Below are 19,102 nucleotides of genomic sequence, written 5' to 3'. Positions count from 1 at the left end.
TGCTTCGCTTCGCTCGCAATGACGACGAACTAAATCACTCGCGCCCGCTTGATCTCCCGGATCTGCAAGCCGTGATCGAGGCTCCGCACGATCTGCTCGCAGCGCCAGCCGGCATTGTCCTTCTCGATCGCGAACAGATTATACGCGGCCGCGGGATAGCGCCCGTGCGCGAGCGCGGAGGCCGACGGCACGCCGATCGCGGGAATGTTGCCGTTGGGGCCTTCGAACCACATCGTCGAATGAATGTGGTCGTGCCCGTGCAGGATCAGCTCGACGCCATGACGTTTCAACAGCGCCAGCAGCGCTGCGGAATCTGTCAGCCGCTTCTGCCGCGCGTTCGACATCAGGGGATGATGCACCAGCAGCACGCGGAAGACGTCCTCGGCCGCGAGCCGGCCGAGCACCTGTTCGAGAGAGGCCAGCTGATCGCGCCCGAGCGTGCCCGTCGCCATCAAGGGCGGCGTCGGCACGGCGCTGGAGAGACTGATCAGCGCCGCCGGCCCGCGACGACGTATCGCGGGAAAACCGATGCTGCCGTCGTCGCTCGCAAGATAGGGCGCAAAGGTCTCGCCGAAGCGATGATATGTCGCGCGCACATAGGCGTCGTGATTGCCGGGAATCGTGGTGACGCGGTCGGGCGGGCCGACGCCGTCGAGCCAGGCGCGCGCCGGCGCAAACTCCGCCTCCATCGCCAGATTGACGAGATCACCGGTCACCGCGATGTGGTCGGGCGCCTGCGCCTGGACATCGGCAACGAGTGCGTCGAGCACCTCGCGGCGCTGATATTTATGGCGGTTGCGCGTCCAGTTGACGTAGCCGAGCACACGCTTGCCGGCGAGCTCGATCAACCGCGGTTTCGGCAGCGGCGGCAGATGCGGGTCGGAGAGATGGGCGAGCGTGAAAGGTGCCATGGCGCGCGATTGCCTCGCTATTCCCCTGCTGTAATGGCAAGGTCGCGCTCGTCACGCAAGGGAAGCCTGACACGGGGCATCAAGGGAGCCTGATGGCGGATCTCGTGAACCGCGCGCGACGGAAATTCGAGCCGCTGCTGCGGCGCTTCTTCCACGCCTATTTCCTGGTGGTCCGCGGCATGACGCTCGGCGTCCGAGCCGTGGTGCTGGACGCCGACAACAAGGTGTTTCTGGTCAGGCATAGCTACGTCACCGGCTGGCATCTGCCCGGCGGCGGTGTCGACTACGGCGAGACCATGGAGCAGGCGATGCGGCGCGAGCTCAAGGAGGAGGGCGATATCGACCTCACCGGGGAGGCCTTGCTGCACGGCATCTTCCTCAACAGCCACGTCTCCCGCCGCGACCATGTGGCGGTCTACGTCATCAGGCAGTTCAGGCAGGATCGTCTGCCGGAGCCCAATCGCGAGATCGTCGAATGCGGCTTCTTCGCAGCCGATTCCCTGCCCGAGGAGACCACGCTAGGGACGCGGCTGCGGCTGGCGGAGGTCCTGGACGGCAAGCCGCCGATGGCGACGTGGCGTTGACGGCGGGCTATGCTAGTAACCGGCCCGAACGGCCGCCACGGAAACCGGATGAAACTCGCAAAGCTTGCCTTCGGCCTGATCTGCCTCGCGATCCTCGCCAGCAACATCGTGACGATGTCGCGCTGGAGTGAGGCGCGCGGGGTCTATGACGACATCTGCTATCTCCGGCAGGCGCATCTGTTCCAGCGCTTCGGCGCCGACGGGCTGAACACCGATGCCGTCAGGGACGACGATCGCTATTTCGAAGGCAAGATGAAGGAGATCGGCTACGCCGCGTGGAAGGACCCGCTACAATGGCCCTGTCACAACCCGATGCCAAGCGGCAAGGTCGTGACACAATATCCGCCGGGCACCGGATTCCTGCTGGCGCTGTTCCCGGAAGGCCATCAGGTGGTGCCGCTCTATGTGGCTGCGAGCCTGATCGTGTGCGGCCTTGCGCTGCTCGGGATTTTCATGGCGCGCACGCTCCCGTCGACGCTCGGTGCCGGTGTGTTCGGCGGGTTGTCCGTTTACCTCATGATCAATCCCGCCAAGGCGAGCTATTCGGTCGCGCCGACCATGGCGCTGTGCGCTGTCGCGGGATTCCTGACCGCGTTGTGGCTGAGCAGGGAGAAACGCAGCGTCTGGCTGATCGCGCTGATCGGTCTCCTGCTCGGCGCCTCCGTCAATTTCAGATTGCCGAACGCGCTGCTCGCGGCCGGCTACTTCCTCTTCCTCGGCATTCCCTTCGTGTGGTCGCGCAAGCTCGCCACCTTCTTGCAGGGTCTCGGCTTCGGCGCTGGTGTGCTCATCGGCATGGCCCCGACCCTGATCGCCCAGGCCATCAATGCCGGCAGCCCGCTCGCCACAACCTATGGCAGCGCCGACGTGGTCGCGCCGGCCTTCGACCTCGCCGTGCTCGGCCACTATCTGCGCGACATGCAGTTCGTGCTGATGCTGCTAGCGATCGGCTCAACCGCATGGCTGCTGCGGGCCGGCGAGGGCAGCGTGCGGCAGGTTGCGCTCGTCGTCGCCGCCAACCTCGCCGTCAATCTCGTCTTCTTCCTGAGCCACCCCGTCTTCACGCCCTATTACGTGGTGCCGATCGCGATGCTGTCGCTGTGGAGCGTATCGTTCGCCTGTCTGATGCAGCAGCAACAAGATGCACGGCAGGCCGCGCCAATCCGGCGCGAGCAGACAAGCCTCGGAGTGTTGTCGCGATGACGTCCACGCCACTTCGCATCGCGGTGCTGGTGCCCTGCTACAACGAGGAAGCGGCGGTTGCGACCGTGATTGCCGATTTCCGCAAGGCGCTGCCGTCGGCCGAGATCTACGTCTACGACAACAATTCGCGCGACCGCACCGCTGCGGTGGCGCGCGACGCCGGCGCCATCGTGCGCAGCGAACGCCGGCAGGGCAAGGGCCACGTGGTGCGCCGGATGTTCGCCGACGTCGAGGCCGACGTCTACGTGCTGGTCGATGGCGATGCGACCTACGACGCGCCGAGCGCACCGCGCATGATCGACAAGCTCGTCGACGAGCATCTCGACATGGTGGTCGGCCTTCGCATCGATCGGGCCGAGGCCGCCTACCGGCTCGGTCACCGCACCGGCAACCGCATGCTGACCGGTTTCCTGTCATCCACCTTCGGCCATGCCTTCAAGGACATCCTGTCCGGCTACCGCGTGTTCTCACGTCGCTTCGTCAAATCCTTCCCCGTGCTCTCCGATGGCTTCGAGATCGAGACCGAGCTCGCGGTCTACGCGCTGGAGCTGTCGCTGCCGGTCGCCGAGGTCGAGACGCCCTATTACGCACGCCCCGAAGGCTCGTTCTCCAAGCTCAACACCTGGCGCGACGGTTTCCGCATTCTCGGCACCATGCTGAAGCTGTATCGTTCGGAGCGGCCGCTGCGCTTCTTCACCGTGATCGGAATTCTGCTGGCGTTGGCCGCGATCATCCTCGCGATCCCCATCATCGTCACCTTCATCGAGACTGGCCTGGTGCCGCGGCTGCCGACCGCCGTGCTGTCGATGGGATTGATGATCGTGGCCCTGCTGTCGGTCTCGTCCGGACTCGTGCTCGACACGGTCACGCGAGGCCGGCGCGAGATGAAGATGCTGGCCTACCTGTCGCAGCCGGCGCTGAAAAGGAACTGACGCGCGGCGCTCCCATGGACGTCTCGACGTCCAGATGCTAATTCGCCAGGCAAGATGAACGATCTCTCATTCACCATTTCTCCCGAAGCTGCCGGCGACGCCCAGGCGATCGAACGGCTGCACGAGCGCACCTTCGGCCCCGGCCGCTTCGTGCTCAGCGCCTATCGCATCCGCGAGCACGTCGACCATCTGCTCGACATCTCCTTTACCGCCCGCATCGGCACGCTGCTGGTCGGCTCCGTCAGGCAGATGCCGATCCTGATCGGCGACACGCCGGCACTGATGCTCGGGCCGCTGACCGTCGAGCCGCCGTTCCGCGGCCGCGGCGTCGGCCGCCTGCTGATGGAGCGTGCACTCAAGGACGCGAAAGAAAAGGGCCACGCCATCGTGCTGCTGGTCGGTGACGAGCCCTATTACAGCCGGGTCGGCTTCAAGTCCGTGCCCAAGGGCCGCATCACCATGCCGGGCCCGGTCGATGCCGCCCGCGTCCTCGTGTTCGAGCTCGTCGACGGCGCCTTCGAGGGCGTCTCCGGTGTGGTCGGCCCCGACTGGAGCAAGGCGCGGGGGTAGCTGATATCAAACCCAGGTGTCCAGATAGCGCGCGAGCAACTGGTATTGCAACTGTTTCGGAACTGGGAGATGCGCGACTTCGGCGGACTGAGGGAGTGATGCAGATGCAAGTAAGGTCCGCTGGCGCCGATGAGATCGATCGTCTCGCACGACTGTGGCACGACGTCTGGCATGATTCGCATGCGCGCTTTGCGCCGCCTGAGCTGATCCGCCTCCGCACGCTTGCCAGTTTTCGCGATCGGCTCGCGGCCGCGCGTCCCGATGTCTATGCCATCGGGCCAGTCGGCGCACCGCTCGGCCTATGTGTCCTCAGGGGTGACGAGCTGTACCAGCTCTTCGTGTCGCTCGAGGCGCACGGCACGGGTGTCGCTCCGGCGCTGATCGCCGACGCGGAGGCGCGGCTCGCCGCGCGCGGCGTGGAGACGGCGTGGCTCGCATGCGCGATCGGCAACACGCGGGCGGCGCGGTTCTACGAAAAGAGCGGTTGGCGCCTGGCCGGCACCTTCGTCATGTTATCGGAGACCTCGAACGGTCCTTTTCCCGTGGACCAGTGGCGATTTGAGAAACGGCTCGCGCGCGACGAGGTAACCGACGTGCTTCCTGCTTGTGCGTCATGTCGGCGGCTGGTCGAGATAGACGTAAAGCGCCGCGATCTTGCCGTCGCGCACGATGACGAAATCGACACCAGTGTAGGCAGGCGTCTCGCCTTTCGGCCCCGATCCCCAGGCCAAACGTCCTGAATTGTGCAGCGCCTGAGGCGCGCCGAGCGGCGTGTAGACGAAATGCGGATGCGTTGCGCGAAGGTCGCCGGCGAACTTGTCCAGCGCGTCGTGACCGACGAACGTGCCGGGCGGGACATACAGCACGCAGTCCTCGGCGTAGAGGTCCCGGATGGCGCGCCGTCGGCGCTCCGGATCGCCTTCGCCGAAGACCTCAGGAAGATTGCGGACGAGCAGTGTCTCGATCCCGCTCACATCGGCGCCCACCGATAGCGGGGGGCTGGTCTTGCTGGCCTGCTGGGTCATTGGAAGCTCCTGTCTGTGGAGCAATGATGTGTTGGCGGCTCGGCTGGCGAAACGGAAATAGTAGAAAATCATCGTTTCAGTTCTTGACGTATGGCGTTTGCTTTTCGACGCCCGCGCGACTGTCGGTGACAGCCTCAGTAGAGCAGCCTTAGCGGGCGAAACTCACGGGCGCGAGGTAACTGTCTCGCGCCCCCGGCTTGGCGGCCGGAAATGCCGGGAACGGGCTGGCGCGCTGGAGGAGGTCGAGCGCCTCGTGGTCGAGCACCGCATTGCCGGAAGACTTTGCCACCTCGCTGTCGATGACGTCGCCGGCACGATTCAGTTCAAACCGCACGGTCACCGTGCCGGCGGCGCCGCGCGCGGCGGCGGGATAGCGCTTGAACCGTTGCAGGTGGCCGAACACCAGCGCGTTATAGGCGTTGGCGCTGGCCTGACTGAATTGTCCGATGTGTTCGGTTTTCGGCGGCGCGCGGGTTTCCGGCGCGGGCGGCTCCGGCTCAGGCTTCGGCTCTTCGACCTGCTTGGGCGCTTCCTGCGGCAAGGTGACCTCGGCCTGCTGCTGCGGCGGTGGCGGCTGTTCCACCTGTTCGACAGGTTTCTCCTGCTTGGGCGGCTCCTTCGGCACCTCCTCCGCCTGCTGCATGGCCGGCCCGACAGCGATGTCCTGGTCCTGGATCTCGGGCGAGCTCGCCTCGACCGGAGCCAGGGACACGGTGATGGCGGGGATGATGTTGGGCTCGGCCGGCGGCCGGTGGGCATACCAGAGCGCAACACCAGCCACCAGTGCCGCATGCGCGAACAGGATCGTCAGGCCGGCAATGCTCCAGCGCGAGAAGCCCGACCGCTCGGGCAGATGCAGGGTGTGCGCGTTCATGGTTTCGTTGCCGGAGTTTCCAGCCCGACCAAAGCCAGCTTCAGATAGCCGGCGTCACGCATGATGTTCATGACCTCCATCAACTCGCCATAGCTCAGCGCCTTGTCGGCTCGGATGAAAATCGTTTCATCCCTGTGACTGTTGGTCGCCGCATCGAGCGCTCCCGGAAGCGCCAGGTGATCGATGACGGTGTCGCCGACTGCAACGGTCTGGTCCGACTTGATGGTGACGAAAACCGGCTTGTCGGGTCGGGGCTGTTCCGGGGCCGTGCTCGCCGGCAGGTTGACGCCGATGTCGACGGTCGCGAGCGGCGCCGCCACCATGAAGATGATCAGCAGCACCAGGATGACGTCGATGAAGGGCGTGACGTTGATCTCGTGCTGGATTTCGAGATCGTCGCCGCCGGAGCGTGAGCCGAGACGAATCGCCATGGCCGTCACTCCGCCGCGTGTGGCAGCGACATGGTCCGGCCGCGCTGTCCGCGGCTGATCAGGAGCAGCAATTGCGCCGAGGCGTCGCCCAGCAAGGCGCGATAACCCGCGATCACGCGGGCGAGGTGATTGTAGATCACGACCGCAGGAATCGCGGCGACGAGGCCAAGCGCGGTAGCCAGCAGCGCCTCGGCGATGCCGGGCGCCACCACCGCGAGATTGGTGGTGTGGGATTCGGAAATGCCGATGAAGGAGTTCATGATGCCCCACACCGTGCCGAACAGCCCGACGAACGGCGCGGTGGCTCCGATGGTGGCGAGGATGCCGACGCCGCGCGAGATCTGCCGCGTCACCGCCGCCTCCACACGCTCAAGCCGCAACGCGACGCGCTCCTTGAATCCATCATCGACGATGCCGCCGGACAGTTCCGCCTCGCGCGCGGTCGAGAGGACCAGCTGCGCGATGGCGTCGCGGTCGTTGGCGCACTCGTTCACCGCGTCACGCAGACTGCCGCCTTGCTCCAGCATGTCGATCCGGCGCCGCGCATGGTTCCTGGCGAGGCGCAGCTCGACGGTCTTGGCAAGCCAGACCGTCCACGTCACGAGCGAGGCGAAGGCAAGCCCGATCAGTACCCCCTTCACCACGATGTCAGCATTGAGGAACATTCCCCATGGCGACAGATTGTGTGGCAGCAGGGGATTTGGGGCCTGCGCCTGCGCAGGCTGCGCAAGCAGCGCAGCCGTGGCCAGCAGGCTGAAGGCACCGAGGACGGGTCGGGAAAGGCCTCGCCCGCGCTTGTTTCCGCAAGTGTTCATATCATTCTTTCTTGTCTCGATCGGCCCCCCAATCGTTCCCCGCCCCTCACATGTCCGGCAAAAAGCCGTCAAAGTAGCCCTTCAAGGTGATAGTTCACGCCGGCTTTGACCTGGTCGACCGCGGTCTCGACGGTCACGCTGTTGCCGAACGGGTTCGCCAGCCCCAAGGTTTTGCTGCCGAAGTCGAGATGATTATACTCCAGCTTGGCCGACCAGCGAGAGCCCAGCATATATTCCACGCCGCCGCCGGCGATCCAGCCGGTCCTCGTTGTGCTGGCCGAGGTCGAGCCGTCAAGCCCGCTATTCACGTCCATACGGTAATCCGCATTCATCCAGGCGGCGCCGCCCTTTGCATACAGCATCAGCGGTCCCATCACATAACCGACCCGCCCGCTCAAAGTGTCATACCAGTTGTGATCGCTGGTCAGCGACAGTGCGGTCGTTCCGGCGGGATCGACGAAATTGGCTTTGCCCTGCGCCGAGGTCCAGTCGAGTTCGGCCTCGAGGCCGACGAGCCAGTTCGGCGCAACCAGGTGATTGTAACCGAACTGCAAACCACCCTGCGCGCCGGCGGGATTTGTGGTACCCCAGCCGATCGGCGTGAGCACATGCTCGCCCGCGCTCAGTGCGCTTCCGAAGTTGGCGCCGGCATAGGCGCCCTCCCAATGATAAGCAATCGGGGCTTGAGCCTTGGTGTAGAAGACGCCCAACACGCCGGGAGTCTTTTCCGGTCCGCCGATCTTTTGCGAGATGCCGAAATAATATCCGCGCCGGGGTCCGTATTGCGGGGCAAACACGCCGATACCGCTGCCGTTGCGGATCTGGTAGATGGTGTCGGCGACGTTAACGACGTCGAACCGGACAGTCACCGGCAGTCCGTTCCAGCCATTGGCAAATTCGTGCGACGCGCCGGTGTTGACCTGCCAATAGGACGGCAGGTGGGCGCAGTTGGGGCAGGTCGAGCCATCGGCCGGATCCGTCCGCAGGCCGCTGCCGTAGATGAAGGTCGCGCTCACAGTCGTGCCATCCAACCAGCTGTTGGTGTCAAACCACCGGTAGGCGACCCGTCCCGAACCCGTGTAGGTCTGATCGTGGTCGGTGTGGATCCAATGGCTCTGGATGTAGACGAGGTCGTCCGGACTAAACAGCGTCTGGTTTGATACGACAGTGTGTGCGTGCTGGACCCCCCACGCCCAACTGGTGTCGGCGGAGAGGCCGCCCCACCTGAACCTGAGTTTCAGCTCGGCGCCGTAATTTTCCGCTCTATCGTAGTTGAACGCAGTGAGCGCGTAGGCTTGGCCGAACTGCCCGTCGTCAAGCAGGTCCCTGGCCTTCTTGTAATAGATGCTGCCGCCGAGCTCCAGGCTCGGACAATTCGCGGCTGCGACGGGCGCCTTGGTCGGCATCGCGCCCGCGCTCGTCGGACATTGCGGCAGCAGCTGCTGCGTGAAACCGGCGTCGTACACATCGGCCCGCTCGGGTTGGATCGCGCCGATATTCTGAAGAGGCTGGCCGGCCACCTGGCCGGGCAGCACGGCAGCCTGATCGGGCGTAACGGTCGGAACAGCCGCAGTCGTGCCGTTGAAGATATCGGTCGGAGTCGTTCGACCAAGCACCTGGGGCGGCGGCTGGAACGTGCGCATGTAGCCAGCATGCAGGACTGTCGACCACCATGGCTTGTACGTCAGGCTGGCGCGTGGGCTGAACTGGTTGGCGTCGGTGTATTGATAGATCTGATCGAACCGCAGACCGTAATTGAGCGTGAGCTCCCGGGTGAGCCGCCACTCGTCCTGGGCATAGGCGCCGAGCTGCCAGCCGAACAGTTTGCTCTTGTCGATGATGTTGAACGGCGAGTCGATCGCGGTCAGGCCGTTTGGATCGTTCGGGTCGAGCGGCTGAACGGTGCTCGTGGTTGCGATGCTGGTCTGCTCGCCGTGGGTGTAAAAACCGGCGCGGACCGTGTGCGCCTCGTTCAGACGGTACGAGAAATCGCCGGACACGCCGTTGAGGAACGAGCTGCGGTAAACATCCGATGCGACGTTGTTGATGAAGAGATCGCCTACCGGATCCGGAACGAAGTGAAGATCGCTGTAGCGCGAATAATAGGAGAGCTGCGCATCGAAATTGCCTTCGGATTTCTGCCAGGCAATGACGTTGTAGGCGTTCTTCTCATATTGGTTTTCGTTGAGGGTCGCCGAATCGAATCCGCCCTTGCCGAAGGCCGTATAGGCCGGAGCGGTCGGGTTCGGGCTGCCATCCGGGTTGAGGCAGGGGTTCGCGGGGTCGAACGGCCCGCCGCAAAAGCCGGCCGCGTTGCCGGGCTGCCCGGGATTGTTGGGAATCTGGTAGCGGGTCAGGCCGAAGCCCGAAATGGTGACGACCCGCGTCATCGGATCAAGCGCTGTCGACGTATAGGCGAAGAATCGGCCCTGCTCGGAATGATCGTGGATGGCGTTGAGGGACGGTAGGGGATTCTCAAGACCGAGGCCGGTGCTGAGATAGCGGCCGGCGACGTAATAGTCGGTGTTTCCCGCGACCCCGCCATATTCGAAGCTGGGCGTGATGGTCTGGCGGCTGCCGCCATAGATGCTGACGCTGCCGCCGGCCAGCGCGGCTCCGCTCTTGGAGGTGATGTCGAGCACGCCCGCCGTGTGCAAGCCGTATTGCGCCGGCAGCGCGCCGGTGAGCAACTGTATGTTGCTGATGAAGGAGGTCTCGAGAAGCTGCGAGAACCCGGAAACGCCATCTGGCAGCAGGATTCCGTTGATCCGGTACTGGACGTTGGCGTGCTCGTTGCGGATGTGAAAATCGCCCGAGCTCGTCGAATCCTGATAGACGCCCGGAAATTGCAGCACGATGTCGCTGAGCTGGGCCGCGCTTCCCTGCGGGAGGGTCTCGAGGTCCCTCTGGTTGAGTTGGTAGTTCGTCGTGCCGGTCTTCGGCAGGATGACGTTGTCACGTCGCTGGTCGAAATTCTGGGTCTGCTGGACGACCTGACGATTGGCTGCGGCCTCGACCTGCGCCTGCGTCGGCACGGTCGCGGGCGGATTGGTCGTGGCCTGCCTCGGGGGCGGTGGCGTGCGCGGCTGCCGCCGTTCGATCGGCGCGGCCACGCGGGTTTCCGGCAGCACGGTTGTGCCCGGTTGTGCCGCGGGAGCCGCCTCCTGCTGCGGTGCTTGTCCTGCGGGCTGCGCCGGGGCGGGTGTCTCCGTCGCTTGCGGCGTCGGCGAAGGCGGCGCGGCCGGAGAAGCGGTCGGCTGCGGCGTGGCCGTGCCGGGCGATGCGTTGTTGCTCTGCGCCATCGCGCCGGCGCTCCAGAGCGCCGCGAGCGTCAGCGACGACGCCGACATGAGCAGGATGCGAAACGCACGCAACGACGGGGGGCTGTTCATTTGAGAAGTCCTGACAAGACGTTTTCCGCAAGGCGACGGCGCGCGGGCGAAAGGAGCTTCGCTCCGTGGCCCGCGGCGCGCCCTAGTACGCGGCGCTAGCTGTGGATCGAAGCTTTGCTGTCAGGAGATCGGAGGCGCACGCGATTGAAAGCTGGCGCGCGGGGAGCGCGGTGCCGAGAGCAATTGATCGACCGCGCGATCGATCCTTGCTTCGGCCAGCTCGATCGGCGGCGTCGCCGGAGGTGCCGAGGCCAGCGCGTTGCCCATGGCAGCGACGGCCATGCAGATCGGGCAAAGATCGTCGTCGGGATGGTTTGCGGGATGGTTCTGGCTCTGGTGGCTGTCGCCCGCCCCGAGAGCCAGCAGCAACGGGTGCCCGGACTCCCGCCCGTCCACGAGATGGACGTGACCGAAGGCGAACGTGAAGTTGATGGCCAGCGCAACGAGTGCGAGCCACGAACCTTGCCCGATATGTTTTCGAAACCAGCGCATCTGCTAGATACTGTCCCTCATGATAATCCTATCCGATGGTCTCGCCCGGTCAATTGGGTGCGGCAGCCTGGAAAAATCGAATGTTTCGTGTTGTGGCCAATCGGTAACGGAACTGTTGCGTCGGCACTCGCGACGTACGCCGTGCGTTTGCAATGGCCTCACCCTTCGTGGTCGACATAGCGGCCTTAGATTTCGGTGTAGTCCAGGATCGTGTGTTCGCCTGACCAGACCTTGTCGGAATCATAAATTCGCTCACGGCGCCTCCACCTGAAGTCGATTCCGAGAACGACGACGCCCGCAGTCAAAGCTTCGCAAGGTGTCGTCTCGCGATCGGCGGGGAGGCGGGGGTCCTCAGCGATCTGGGGCTTGGGCATGGACACTCCGGATACGTAATGTTATAACATTACATTCAGCTACACCGTCTCAAGCGATGTCGTCAAGCTGGAGCACTTCAGGACCGTGCCGGTTCTTGAGGAGCGCGAACCATGCGCGCACTTCGACTGCGCAAAGCAGGTTGTTCACGGGGCGCGATCGCGATAGCCGGCATCTTTGTCGCGGGCGCGCCCGCCTGGAGCTTCGGGGCCGGCTCCTCGAGGAATCCTGATTATCTCGCAATGCTTCCGGCGAACGTGCAGAAGATCGTCGTCGGGCGGTGCAACGGGGCCGCCCATCCCCATCAGTACTTTGCGACCTTTTTCTACAATTCGGCGGAAATGCACCTCCACTACGATCGACTTTCCTGCGACGGGCCGAACCGGTTTTGCACCCCGACAGGTTGTCTGCACGAAGTGTATGTGCGGCACGGAGGCGGCTACATGCTCTCGCGGAGCTACTATGGTCGATGAGAGCTCGGCTAGAGCATGATCCGGACCCGACGGGCCGCGTTGGCGCAAAGTGCGCAGCGGTTTTCCGAAAAGATCATGCTCAAACAATAAGCGATCAGCGCCCTTCGCGGACCCAGGTCGCTGCGAACGCGCCGAGCAGCAGCAACAGCCCGATCAGGCCGGCGAAGATCGGCAGCACGCCGACGCCCTTCACCACGCTGGCGTCGCGCATCCTGACCCCCATCCAGCCATCGCCGGAAAACACGCTGGTCGATCGCACCGGCACGATGCGCGGCAGCTCGACGCTCGTGCCATCGACCACGCGCACGGCGTTGCCGCCGGTCGCCTGCGTCAGCGGCTTCAACGTCTCGGTGGTGGAGGTGACTTCCGAAAACTCCTTCGGATTGGTCGGGCCGACATTGATCAGCGCCTTCAGCGTGCCGTCGGTCGCCTGCCACAGGCCGAGCTCGCTCGCCGGCAGGCTCGCACGCCACTCGCCGGGATCGCCGGGGCTGAGCGTCAGGTCGCGCGACACGCCGGACGGCGAGGTCACGCTCACCGGCTGCACGGTGTCCGCCATGGTCTGCCGCACCACCACCAGGTCCTTGCCCTGCACCTGGAGGCGCAGCGCCTCTTCGTCGAGGTCCGGCTGCTTCATCAGCCAGTGCGACATCCGCCGCAACAGATCGAGATGCGGACCGCCGCCCTCGAAGCCGCGCGCCCACAGCCAGATATGGTCGGACAGCAGCAGCGCGACGCGGCCCTCTCCGAAGCGCGACAGGAACAACAGCGGCTTGCCGTCCACACCCGTCATCACCGGCGGGTTGACGGGATTGCGGGTGTCGACGGTGCGGAAGAAGCGGCTCCAATGCGGCGGCTCGGAGGCCGAGCCCTCCAGCCCGCGCGTCACCGGATGGCGTTTGCCGATGTCTGAGAGGTGCGCATAGAACGGTTTTTCGGTCACGCCGATGGGTTCGGCCGGCAGCACCGAATCCAGCGGCGTTCGCCAGATGCTGGTGTTGGAGGCGTAGTCGGGGCCGGCCGAGACCAGCACGGCGCCGCCGGAGCGGACGTAGCGCGCGATGTTGTCGAAATAGGCGATCGGCAGCACGCCCTGGCGGGCGTAGCGGTCGAAGATGATCAGCTGGAATTCGTTGATCTTCTGCTGGAACAATTCGCGGGTCGGAAACGCGATCAGCGACAATTCGTTGATCGGCGTGCCGTCCTGCTTCTCCGGTGGGCGCAGAATGGTGAAGTGCACGAGGTCGACGCTGGCGTCGGACTTGAGCAGATTGCGCCAGGTGCGCTCGCCGGAATGCGGCTCGCCGGAAACCAGCAGCACCCGCAGCTTGTCGCGCACGCCGTCGATGGCGACGACCGCGCGGTTGTTCACCGGCGTCAGCTCCTTTTCGAGCGGCGATGCCTCGATCTCGACGATGTTGGGACCGGCATGCTTGATCTCGACATCGACGCTCGCGGTCTGGCCGCTTCCGAGCGTGCGCTCGTTGATGACCTCGCCGTCGCGGCGGACCGTGACCCTGGCGCGCTCGTTGCTGACGCCCTGGTCGTCGAGCCGGTAGGTGATTGTCTGGTTCTGGCCGACGATGCCGAAGCGCGGCGCCGCCGTGATCGCGATGCGGCGGTCGCGCTCGTCCTTCTGCCCGGTGATCAGCGCCTGCACCGGCGCCTGGAAGCCGAGTCCGGCGGCGTTGGCCGGGATGTCGTGAACGCGGCCGTCGGTGATCAGGAACGCGCCGGCGACGCGATCGACCGGCACGTCCGACAGCGCGGAGGCGAGCGCGCCGAACAAGCGAGTGCCGTCGGTTTCGCCGTCGGCCTGTCCGGCGTCGACGACGCGGACCTCCAGGCCCTTGATCTTCTTCAGGCTGTCGACCAGCGCTTCCTGGGCTTGCGCGGCCTCGCGATTGCGGTTGCCGAAATTCTGGCTCGGGCTCTTGTCGACGACAACAGCGGCGATCGAAGTCAGTGGATCGCGGTCTTCACGCGTGAAGGACGGATTGGCGAGCGCCAGCAGGAACAGCGCCAGCGCCGCCACGCGCACGGCTGCACCGCGCGCCCGCGCAAGCAGCAGCACGATCGCGATGACCACGATCGCGGCGAGCGCGATCCACAGGACGATCGCGGGAACCAGCGGCGTGAAGGCGATGCCGTAATTCATGTCGATCCTATTGGCCGAGACGCTCTATGAGCGCCGGTGCGTGCACCTGGTCGGCCTTGTAATTGCCGGTCAGCGTGTACATCACGATGTTGACGCCGGCGCGGTAGGCGAATTCCCGCTGGCGCGGCTCGCCCGGCGTCAGCGGCAGCATTGGCTGGCCGTCGGGACGGATCGCCCAGGCACCGGCGAGGTCGTTCGAGGTGATGATGATCGGCGAGACGCCGTCGCCGCCGCGCGCGGGCTTCTGCGCGCTCTCGTCGTCGTCGTCGCGCGGCAGGGTCTCGACCCAGGTCTGGCCCGAATTGAAGCGGCCAGGGAAGTCGCGCAGCAGATAGAAGGTTTTCGTCAGCACGTGCTCGCGCGGCACCGGTTCGAGCTCAGGCACGTCGAGCGAGGACAGGATTTCGCGCAACGACTGCATGGCCGGCGTCTGCGAGGCGCCGTTCTCGCCGGGCGGTGCCTCGACCGCGTCGCGGGTGTCGAAGATCACGGTGCCGCCCTGCTTCATATAGGCGTCGATCTTGTTGATGGCGTCCTGCGGCGGCTTCGGCTGGCCCGGCACGATCGGCCAGTAGATCAGCGGGAAGAAGGCGAGCTCGTCGCGCGCGGGATCGACCCCGACGGGGTCGCCGGCCTCGAGCGCGGTGCGCTGCGCCAGGAACAGCGTCAGGCCGGACATGCCGGCCTTGACGATGGAATCGACGTCGGCATTGCCGGTGACGACATAGGCGAGACGGGTCTGCGACGTCGACTTCATCGCGAAATCGTCTGCGGCGCTGTCGGCGCGAGACGGCGTCGGCGCAAGCGCCAGCGCGCCCGCGAGCACCAGCCCGAGCAGGATCATGGCGGGCGCGGCGCGGCGGCGCAGCAGTGCGGCGAGACCGCCGCCGAGCAGCGCGACGATGATGGCGTCGATCAGGAACAGCGCGAGCGATGTCGACAAGAGCCATCCGCGCAAGTCGCGCGGCTCGGCGTTGGTGTAGGTGGCGTGCCGGGCGCGCAGGCCCGAGGTGTCGAGCGGGGCGATGCGGTCGGCGCTAGCGAGCGTGTTCACGGCGAGCGGTCCTTCTGCCGGACCGTAGAAGCCGGGCGGATGGTCCGGCGTGGCGCGGTCACGATAATCAGCCGTCAGCGGCTTGGCGGTGGAAGGCGGCGGGCCAAAGGCACCGAAGCCGTCGAGCATGTGCAGCGGCGCCAGCGTCTCGGCGCTCGCCTCAGCGGCGACACCGGCGCCGGGTTTGGACGTGTAGCCGGACATGTCGACCACTCGCCTGAGCATTTCGACGAAGGTGCCCGACATCGGCAGATCGGACCAGCGCATGTCCGCGCTGACATGGAACAGGCTGACCAGCCCCTTGCCGCGATGCTCGCCGGTCACGAGAGGCGTGCCGTCTTCGAGCGAGGCCCAGCTCTTGGTGGCGAGCACGGCGTCGGGCTCGGCCAGCACCTGCCGGTTCACGGTGACGTCCTTGGGGACCACGACGCCGGCGAACGGGCCGTCCGCGGTGAAGGAGGCGAGGTGTTGCGGCTTCTCCCAGGTCAGGCTGCCGCCGAGCGTACGGCCGCCCTTGCGCAGCTTGACCGGCACGAGATCGTCCTCGGCCTGCGCCAGCCGGGGCCCTGCGAACCGCACCAGCACGCCGCCCTGGTCGATCCAGGCGTTGAGACGCTCGCGCAACTCGGGGGCGACGGTGCCGACATCGGCCAGGATGATCATCGGCAGCTTCTGGTCCAGAAATTGCGTGATGCCCTGCTGCGGCGAGCCCTTGTCGGCGAGCCGCACGTCGGCGAACGGCGATAGCGCGCGGGTGAGGTAGAAGGTCGGCGCCAGCAGCGGCTGCGCGGTCTCGCTGCTCGCGCCCGAGACGATGCCGATGGCGCGGCGGCGCCAGCGCTTGTCGAGCAACTGCACCGCGCCGGCCGAACGCTCACCGGAGATTTCGAGCCGGGAGATGTCGTTGCGCAGCTCGACCGGCAGGTCGAACGCCGCCTCGGTCTCCTTGTCCTGCGGTCCGAACGTGAAGCGCGCCTCGCCGATCGGCGAGGCCTTCTGGTCCAGCGCCCGAACGATTCCCGTCGCGATGCCGCTGTCGGCGCGCAGCACCTTCACCGTCATCTTGGCGGCGGCGTTCTCGGCGGCGACCAGCGCCATCGGGGAGGAGGTGCCGCCTTCGAACAAGGTCAGGCTGCGATCGCCGATGGTCTTGCCGAGGCCCTGCACGAACTCTTCGCCGCGGCCGGTGTCGACGCCATCCGACAGCCAGGCGATCTCGCAATCGCCGGTCGTCTTCAGGAAACGGTCGATCGCGGTGAGCGTATCGACGCGGTCGATCGAATAGGGTTTTGGCGAGAGCTGGCGCAGCGCGACGCGCGCCGCGCCCGCCGGCATCAGCGTGATGTCGCGGTTCGGCTCGGACAGCGGCACCAGCGCGATCGCGCGGCGGTCGTTGTCGGCGTTGGCGATCAGCTCGTCGGCGGCCCTGATCCTGGTGTCCCAGTTCGAGGCCGCGCTCCAGCCGTCGTCGAGCATGATCATCAACGGTACCTTGCTGGAGGCGAGGCCGGTCTGCGGATTCCAGATCGGGCCGGCGGCGGCGAAGATGACGAGCGCCGCAGCCAGCAGGCGCAGCGCGGTCAGCCACCACGGCGTCCGCGACGGCGTCTCTTCCCTCGGCGCGATGTCGAACAACAGCCGTGTCGGCGGAAACTCGATGCGGCGCGGCCGCGGCGGCATCACGCGCAAGAGCCACCACAGCACCGGGAGGCTGACGAGCCCGATCAGGAGCAGCGGTTCGGTGAAGGCGAGCGGCAATCCCATCATGCGGCCGGCCCCACCTTGATCGCCGTGGTGCGGGCGCCCGACTTGCTCACCTGCATGCCGGCATGGAGGAACAGCAGCAATTCGGCCGCCGAGCGGTCGGTCGCATGCGTCGTGAACAGCCAGTCGAGCTTGTTGGTCTCAGCGCGGATCTGGTCGCGGTGCAGCGCGAGCCGCGCGGTGTAATCCTGCGCCCAGCTTTCGGCGCGGCCGGCGGTGATCACGCCAAAACCCTCGGGCTCGACGAACTCGACGCGGCCGGAATAAGGGAAGCTCTCTTCGGCGGGATCGACGATCTGCACCAGCGTGCCATGCGCGCCGGAGCCGGACAGCCCTGCGAGCGTCGCCTTTATCTCTTCAATCGGCGACCAGAAATCCGACAGCACGATCGTCTCGGCGAGCGCCGCCGGGACGAAGGACGGCGGCAGGCTCAGCCGGTCGGCATCGTCGTGCAGCATCGCCTGCGCCATCTTGTCGATGATGCTGCGGCTTGTGGTCGGCGCCATCAGGCCGGGAATGCCGACGCGCTCGCCGCCCGCGACCAAGAGCTCGGCCAGTGCAAAGGCGACGATCAGCGTGCGCTCCAGTTTGGACTCGCGCGCGGTCTTCGATGCGAAGGCCATCGACGGCGAGCGGTCGGGCCAGATCCAGACCGTGTGCGAGGCTTCCCATTCGAGCTCGCGGACATAGAGATGGTCGTCGCGCGCCGAGCGCCGCCAGTCGACGTTCTGCGCCGGCTCGCCCGAGACGAAGCGCCGGTATTGCCAGAAATTTTCGCCGGAGCCGGCGCGTCGGCGGCCGTGCAGGCCGTGGATGACGTTGGCGGCGATGCGGCGGGCCTCGAGCACCAGGCGCGGCAGCGAAGCGGCGAGCGTACGGCTTTCGCCATCGGCACGTCGGATCGCGATGATCTCCTTCGCCGTGTGCCCGGTGTCTGCGGCCATCAACCGATCCGTGTCTTCAATTGCCGGATCACGTCCGGAATCGTGCGGCCCTCGGCGCGCGCCTGGAAGGTCAGCGCCATGCGGTGCTTCAGGATCGGCTCGGCGAGGTCGAGCACGTCGTCGACCGACGGCGCGAGACGTCCGTCGATCAGCGCGCGGGCGCGCACCGCGAGCATCAGGGATTGGCTGGCGCGCGGGCCGGGGCCCCAGGCGATGAACTTGCCGGCCTCGCCGCTGTCAGGACCCGGACGGGCCGAGCGCACCAGCGACAGGATCGCTTCGACGACGGAGTCACCGACCGGCAGGCGGCGCACCAGCCGCTGCGCCGTGATCAGCGCATCCGCGGTCATCGAGCCCTTCGCCAGCGTCTCGTCGGCGCCGGTGGTCTCGAACAGGATGCGGCGCTCGGCATCGCGATCGGGATAGTCGACGTCGATCTCCATCAGGAAGCGGTCGAGCTGCGCCTCGGGCAGCGGATAGGTGCCTTCCTGCTCCAGCGGGTTTTGCGTCGCGAGCACATGGAACGGCTTCGGCAGATCGTGGCGCGCGCCGGCGACGGTGATGTGCTGCTCCTGCATCGCCTGCAACAGCGCCGATTGCGTGCGCGGGCTGGCGCGGTTGATCTCGTCGGCCATCAACAGCTGCGCGAACACCGGGCCGGAGATGAAGCGGAAGGCGCGTTTTCCCGCGGTGCTCTCGTCGAGCACTTCGGCGCCGAGAATGTCCGACGGCATCAGATCGGGTGTGAACTGGATGCGCTTGGCATCGAGACCGAGCGTGACGCCGAGCGTCTCGACCAGCTTGGTCTTGGCGAGGCCGGGCACGCCGATCAAGAGCGCATGGCCGCCGGAGAGGATTGTGACCAGCGTGTTCTCGATCACGCGGTCCTGGCCGAAGATCACGGAGGCGATCGCCTCCTTCGCCGCGCGTACCTGACCCGATACCTGCTCGGCCGAACGGACGATGCCGTCTTCGAGCTTCTCGACACTTTCCGCCATCCGTTAGCTCCTTCAGCCTGCACGCGGCTTTCTTGCGTCGTCACCTCAACTCACCCCATGGGCCCTATGCTAGGCTTGCAGGAACGCCATGTATTCGTTGAATTAAGCTA

At 65.9% G+C, this 19,102-nt stretch carries 16 protein-coding genes and 1 pseudogene; 6 read left to right on the top strand and 11 right to left on the bottom strand.

Annotated features, from left to right (window positions below; genetic code table 11):
* Positions 1–29: 29 nt before the first annotated feature.
* A complete protein-coding gene (locus IC761_RS27025; RefSeq protein ID WP_195799727.1) occupies positions 30–911 on the bottom strand; it encodes a metallophosphoesterase family protein in 882 nt (293 codons plus the stop codon).
* A gap of 92 nt (positions 912–1,003) precedes the next feature.
* Between IC761_RS27025 and IC761_RS27020 the strand changes: the two genes are divergently transcribed.
* From IC761_RS27020 to IC761_RS27000, 5 genes and pseudogenes are all read left to right on the top strand, one after another.
* Positions 1,004–1,495, top strand: a complete 492-nt coding sequence (locus IC761_RS27020; protein WP_195799726.1) for an NUDIX domain-containing protein — start codon at positions 1,004–1,006, stop codon at positions 1,493–1,495.
* A gap of 48 nt (positions 1,496–1,543) precedes the next feature.
* Complete coding sequence (locus IC761_RS27015) at positions 1,544–2,698, top strand: hypothetical protein (RefSeq protein ID WP_246791323.1); 1,155 nt, start codon at positions 1,544–1,546, stop codon at positions 2,696–2,698.
* Positions 2,695–3,630, top strand: a complete 936-nt coding sequence (locus tag IC761_RS27010) for a glycosyltransferase family 2 protein (RefSeq protein WP_195799724.1) — start codon at positions 2,695–2,697, stop codon at positions 3,628–3,630. The genes IC761_RS27015 and IC761_RS27010 overlap by 4 nt, the downstream gene beginning before the upstream one ends.
* A 54-nt stretch (positions 3,631–3,684) precedes the next feature.
* On the top strand, positions 3,685–4,200 hold the full coding sequence (locus IC761_RS27005) for a GNAT family N-acetyltransferase (protein WP_195799723.1): 516 nt from the start codon (positions 3,685–3,687) through the stop codon (positions 4,198–4,200).
* A gap of 98 nt (positions 4,201–4,298) precedes the next feature.
* Positions 4,299–4,634 (top strand): annotated as a pseudogene (locus IC761_RS27000) (GNAT family N-acetyltransferase); the annotation flags it as partial.
* Between the two features lie 177 nt (positions 4,635–4,811).
* On the opposite strand, the gene IC761_RS26995 reads toward IC761_RS27000, so the two are convergent.
* The 6 genes from IC761_RS26995 to IC761_RS26970 all read right to left on the bottom strand — a co-directional run bounded on the left by IC761_RS26995 (position 4,812) and on the right by IC761_RS26970 (position 11,229).
* A complete protein-coding gene (locus IC761_RS26995) occupies positions 4,812–5,225 on the bottom strand; it encodes a nuclear transport factor 2 family protein (RefSeq protein ID WP_195799722.1) in 414 nt (137 codons plus the stop codon).
* Between the two features lie 148 nt (positions 5,226–5,373).
* Positions 5,374–6,099, bottom strand: coding sequence for an energy transducer TonB family protein (locus IC761_RS26990; RefSeq protein ID WP_195799721.1), 726 nt, complete (start codon positions 6,097–6,099; stop codon positions 5,374–5,376).
* The gene (exbD, locus tag IC761_RS26985; protein WP_195799720.1) at positions 6,096–6,530 is read right to left on the bottom strand and encodes a TonB system transport protein ExbD; all 435 of its coding nucleotides are present in this window, start codon (positions 6,528–6,530) and stop codon (positions 6,096–6,098) included. Before exbD ends, IC761_RS26990 begins: the two co-directional genes overlap by 4 nt.
* A gap of 5 nt (positions 6,531–6,535) precedes the next feature.
* Complete coding sequence (gene exbB, locus IC761_RS26980) at positions 6,536–7,345, bottom strand: tonB-system energizer ExbB (protein ID WP_195799719.1); 810 nt, start codon at positions 7,343–7,345, stop codon at positions 6,536–6,538.
* Between the two features lie 68 nt (positions 7,346–7,413).
* A complete protein-coding gene (locus IC761_RS26975) occupies positions 7,414–10,737 on the bottom strand; it encodes a TonB-dependent receptor domain-containing protein (RefSeq protein ID WP_195799718.1) in 3,324 nt (1,107 codons plus the stop codon).
* A 120-nt stretch (positions 10,738–10,857) separates the two neighbouring features.
* Positions 10,858–11,229: a DUF2946 family protein gene (locus IC761_RS26970; protein ID WP_195799717.1), complete on the bottom strand. Its 372-nt coding sequence runs from the start codon at positions 11,227–11,229 to the stop codon at positions 10,858–10,860.
* Between the two features lie 485 nt (positions 11,230–11,714).
* On the opposite strand from IC761_RS26970, the gene IC761_RS26965 reads away from it, so the two are divergent.
* Complete coding sequence (locus IC761_RS26965; protein ID WP_195799716.1) at positions 11,715–12,074, top strand: hypothetical protein; 360 nt, start codon at positions 11,715–11,717, stop codon at positions 12,072–12,074.
* A 94-nt stretch (positions 12,075–12,168) separates the two neighbouring features.
* Here the strand turns inward: IC761_RS26965 and IC761_RS26960 are convergent, their stop codons facing one another.
* From IC761_RS26960 to IC761_RS26945, 4 genes are read right to left on the bottom strand one after another with little or no spacing between them, the layout of a single operon-like run.
* The gene (locus IC761_RS26960) at positions 12,169–14,232 is read right to left on the bottom strand and encodes a hypothetical protein (protein WP_195799715.1); all 2,064 of its coding nucleotides are present in this window, start codon (positions 14,230–14,232) and stop codon (positions 12,169–12,171) included.
* Positions 14,233–14,239: 7 nt separating this feature from the next.
* On the bottom strand, positions 14,240–17,053 hold the full coding sequence (locus IC761_RS26955; RefSeq protein ID WP_195799714.1) for a DUF4159 domain-containing protein: 2,814 nt from the start codon (positions 17,051–17,053) through the stop codon (positions 14,240–14,242).
* Entirely contained in the window at positions 17,050–17,994 is a 945-nt protein-coding gene (locus IC761_RS26950; RefSeq protein WP_195799713.1) for a DUF58 domain-containing protein, read from the bottom strand. Before IC761_RS26950 ends, IC761_RS26955 begins: the two co-directional genes overlap by 4 nt.
* The gene (locus tag IC761_RS26945; protein ID WP_195799712.1) at positions 17,994–18,992 is read right to left on the bottom strand and encodes an AAA family ATPase; all 999 of its coding nucleotides are present in this window, start codon (positions 18,990–18,992) and stop codon (positions 17,994–17,996) included. Before IC761_RS26945 ends, IC761_RS26950 begins: the two co-directional genes overlap by 1 nt.
* Positions 18,993–19,102 lie beyond the last annotated feature (110 nt).

Source organism: Bradyrhizobium commune, from assembly GCF_015624505.1.
GTDB lineage: Bacteria > Pseudomonadota > Alphaproteobacteria > Rhizobiales > Xanthobacteraceae > Bradyrhizobium > Bradyrhizobium commune.
The sequence above is the reverse complement of the archived record's forward strand: the minus strand, read 5'-3'. Positions and strand labels throughout refer to the sequence as shown.

Coding starts and splice junctions, on each gene's coding strand:
- IC761_RS26950 (WP_195799713.1), bottom strand. CDS start 17,994: ATGGCCGCAGACACCGGGCACACGGCGAAGGAGATCATCGCGATCCGA.
- IC761_RS26975 (WP_195799718.1), bottom strand. CDS start 10,737: ATGAACAGCCCCCCGTCGTTGCGTGCGTTTCGCATCCTGCTCATGTCG.
- IC761_RS26965 (WP_195799716.1), top strand. CDS start 11,715: ATGCGCGCACTTCGACTGCGCAAAGCAGGTTGTTCACGGGGCGCGATC.
- IC761_RS26960 (WP_195799715.1), bottom strand. CDS start 14,232: ATGAATTACGGCATCGCCTTCACGCCGCTGGTTCCCGCGATCGTCCTG.
- IC761_RS26970 (WP_195799717.1), bottom strand. CDS start 11,229: ATGCGCTGGTTTCGAAAACATATCGGGCAAGGTTCGTGGCTCGCACTC.
- IC761_RS27005 (WP_195799723.1), top strand. CDS start 3,685: ATGAACGATCTCTCATTCACCATTTCTCCCGAAGCTGCCGGCGACGCC.
- IC761_RS27020 (WP_195799726.1), top strand. CDS start 1,004: ATGGCGGATCTCGTGAACCGCGCGCGACGGAAATTCGAGCCGCTGCTG.
- IC761_RS27015 (WP_246791323.1), top strand. CDS start 1,544: ATGAAACTCGCAAAGCTTGCCTTCGGCCTGATCTGCCTCGCGATCCTC.
- IC761_RS26955 (WP_195799714.1), bottom strand. CDS start 17,053: ATGATGGGATTGCCGCTCGCCTTCACCGAACCGCTGCTCCTGATCGGG.
- exbD (WP_195799720.1), bottom strand. CDS start 6,530: ATGGCGATTCGTCTCGGCTCACGCTCCGGCGGCGACGATCTCGAAATC.
- IC761_RS26990 (WP_195799721.1), bottom strand. CDS start 6,099: ATGAACGCGCACACCCTGCATCTGCCCGAGCGGTCGGGCTTCTCGCGC.
- IC761_RS27010 (WP_195799724.1), top strand. CDS start 2,695: ATGACGTCCACGCCACTTCGCATCGCGGTGCTGGTGCCCTGCTACAAC.
- IC761_RS26945 (WP_195799712.1), bottom strand. CDS start 18,992: ATGGCGGAAAGTGTCGAGAAGCTCGAAGACGGCATCGTCCGTTCGGCC.
- IC761_RS27025 (WP_195799727.1), bottom strand. CDS start 911: ATGGCACCTTTCACGCTCGCCCATCTCTCCGACCCGCATCTGCCGCCG.
- exbB (WP_195799719.1), bottom strand. CDS start 7,345: ATGAACACTTGCGGAAACAAGCGCGGGCGAGGCCTTTCCCGACCCGTC.
- IC761_RS26995 (WP_195799722.1), bottom strand. CDS start 5,225: ATGACCCAGCAGGCCAGCAAGACCAGCCCCCCGCTATCGGTGGGCGCC.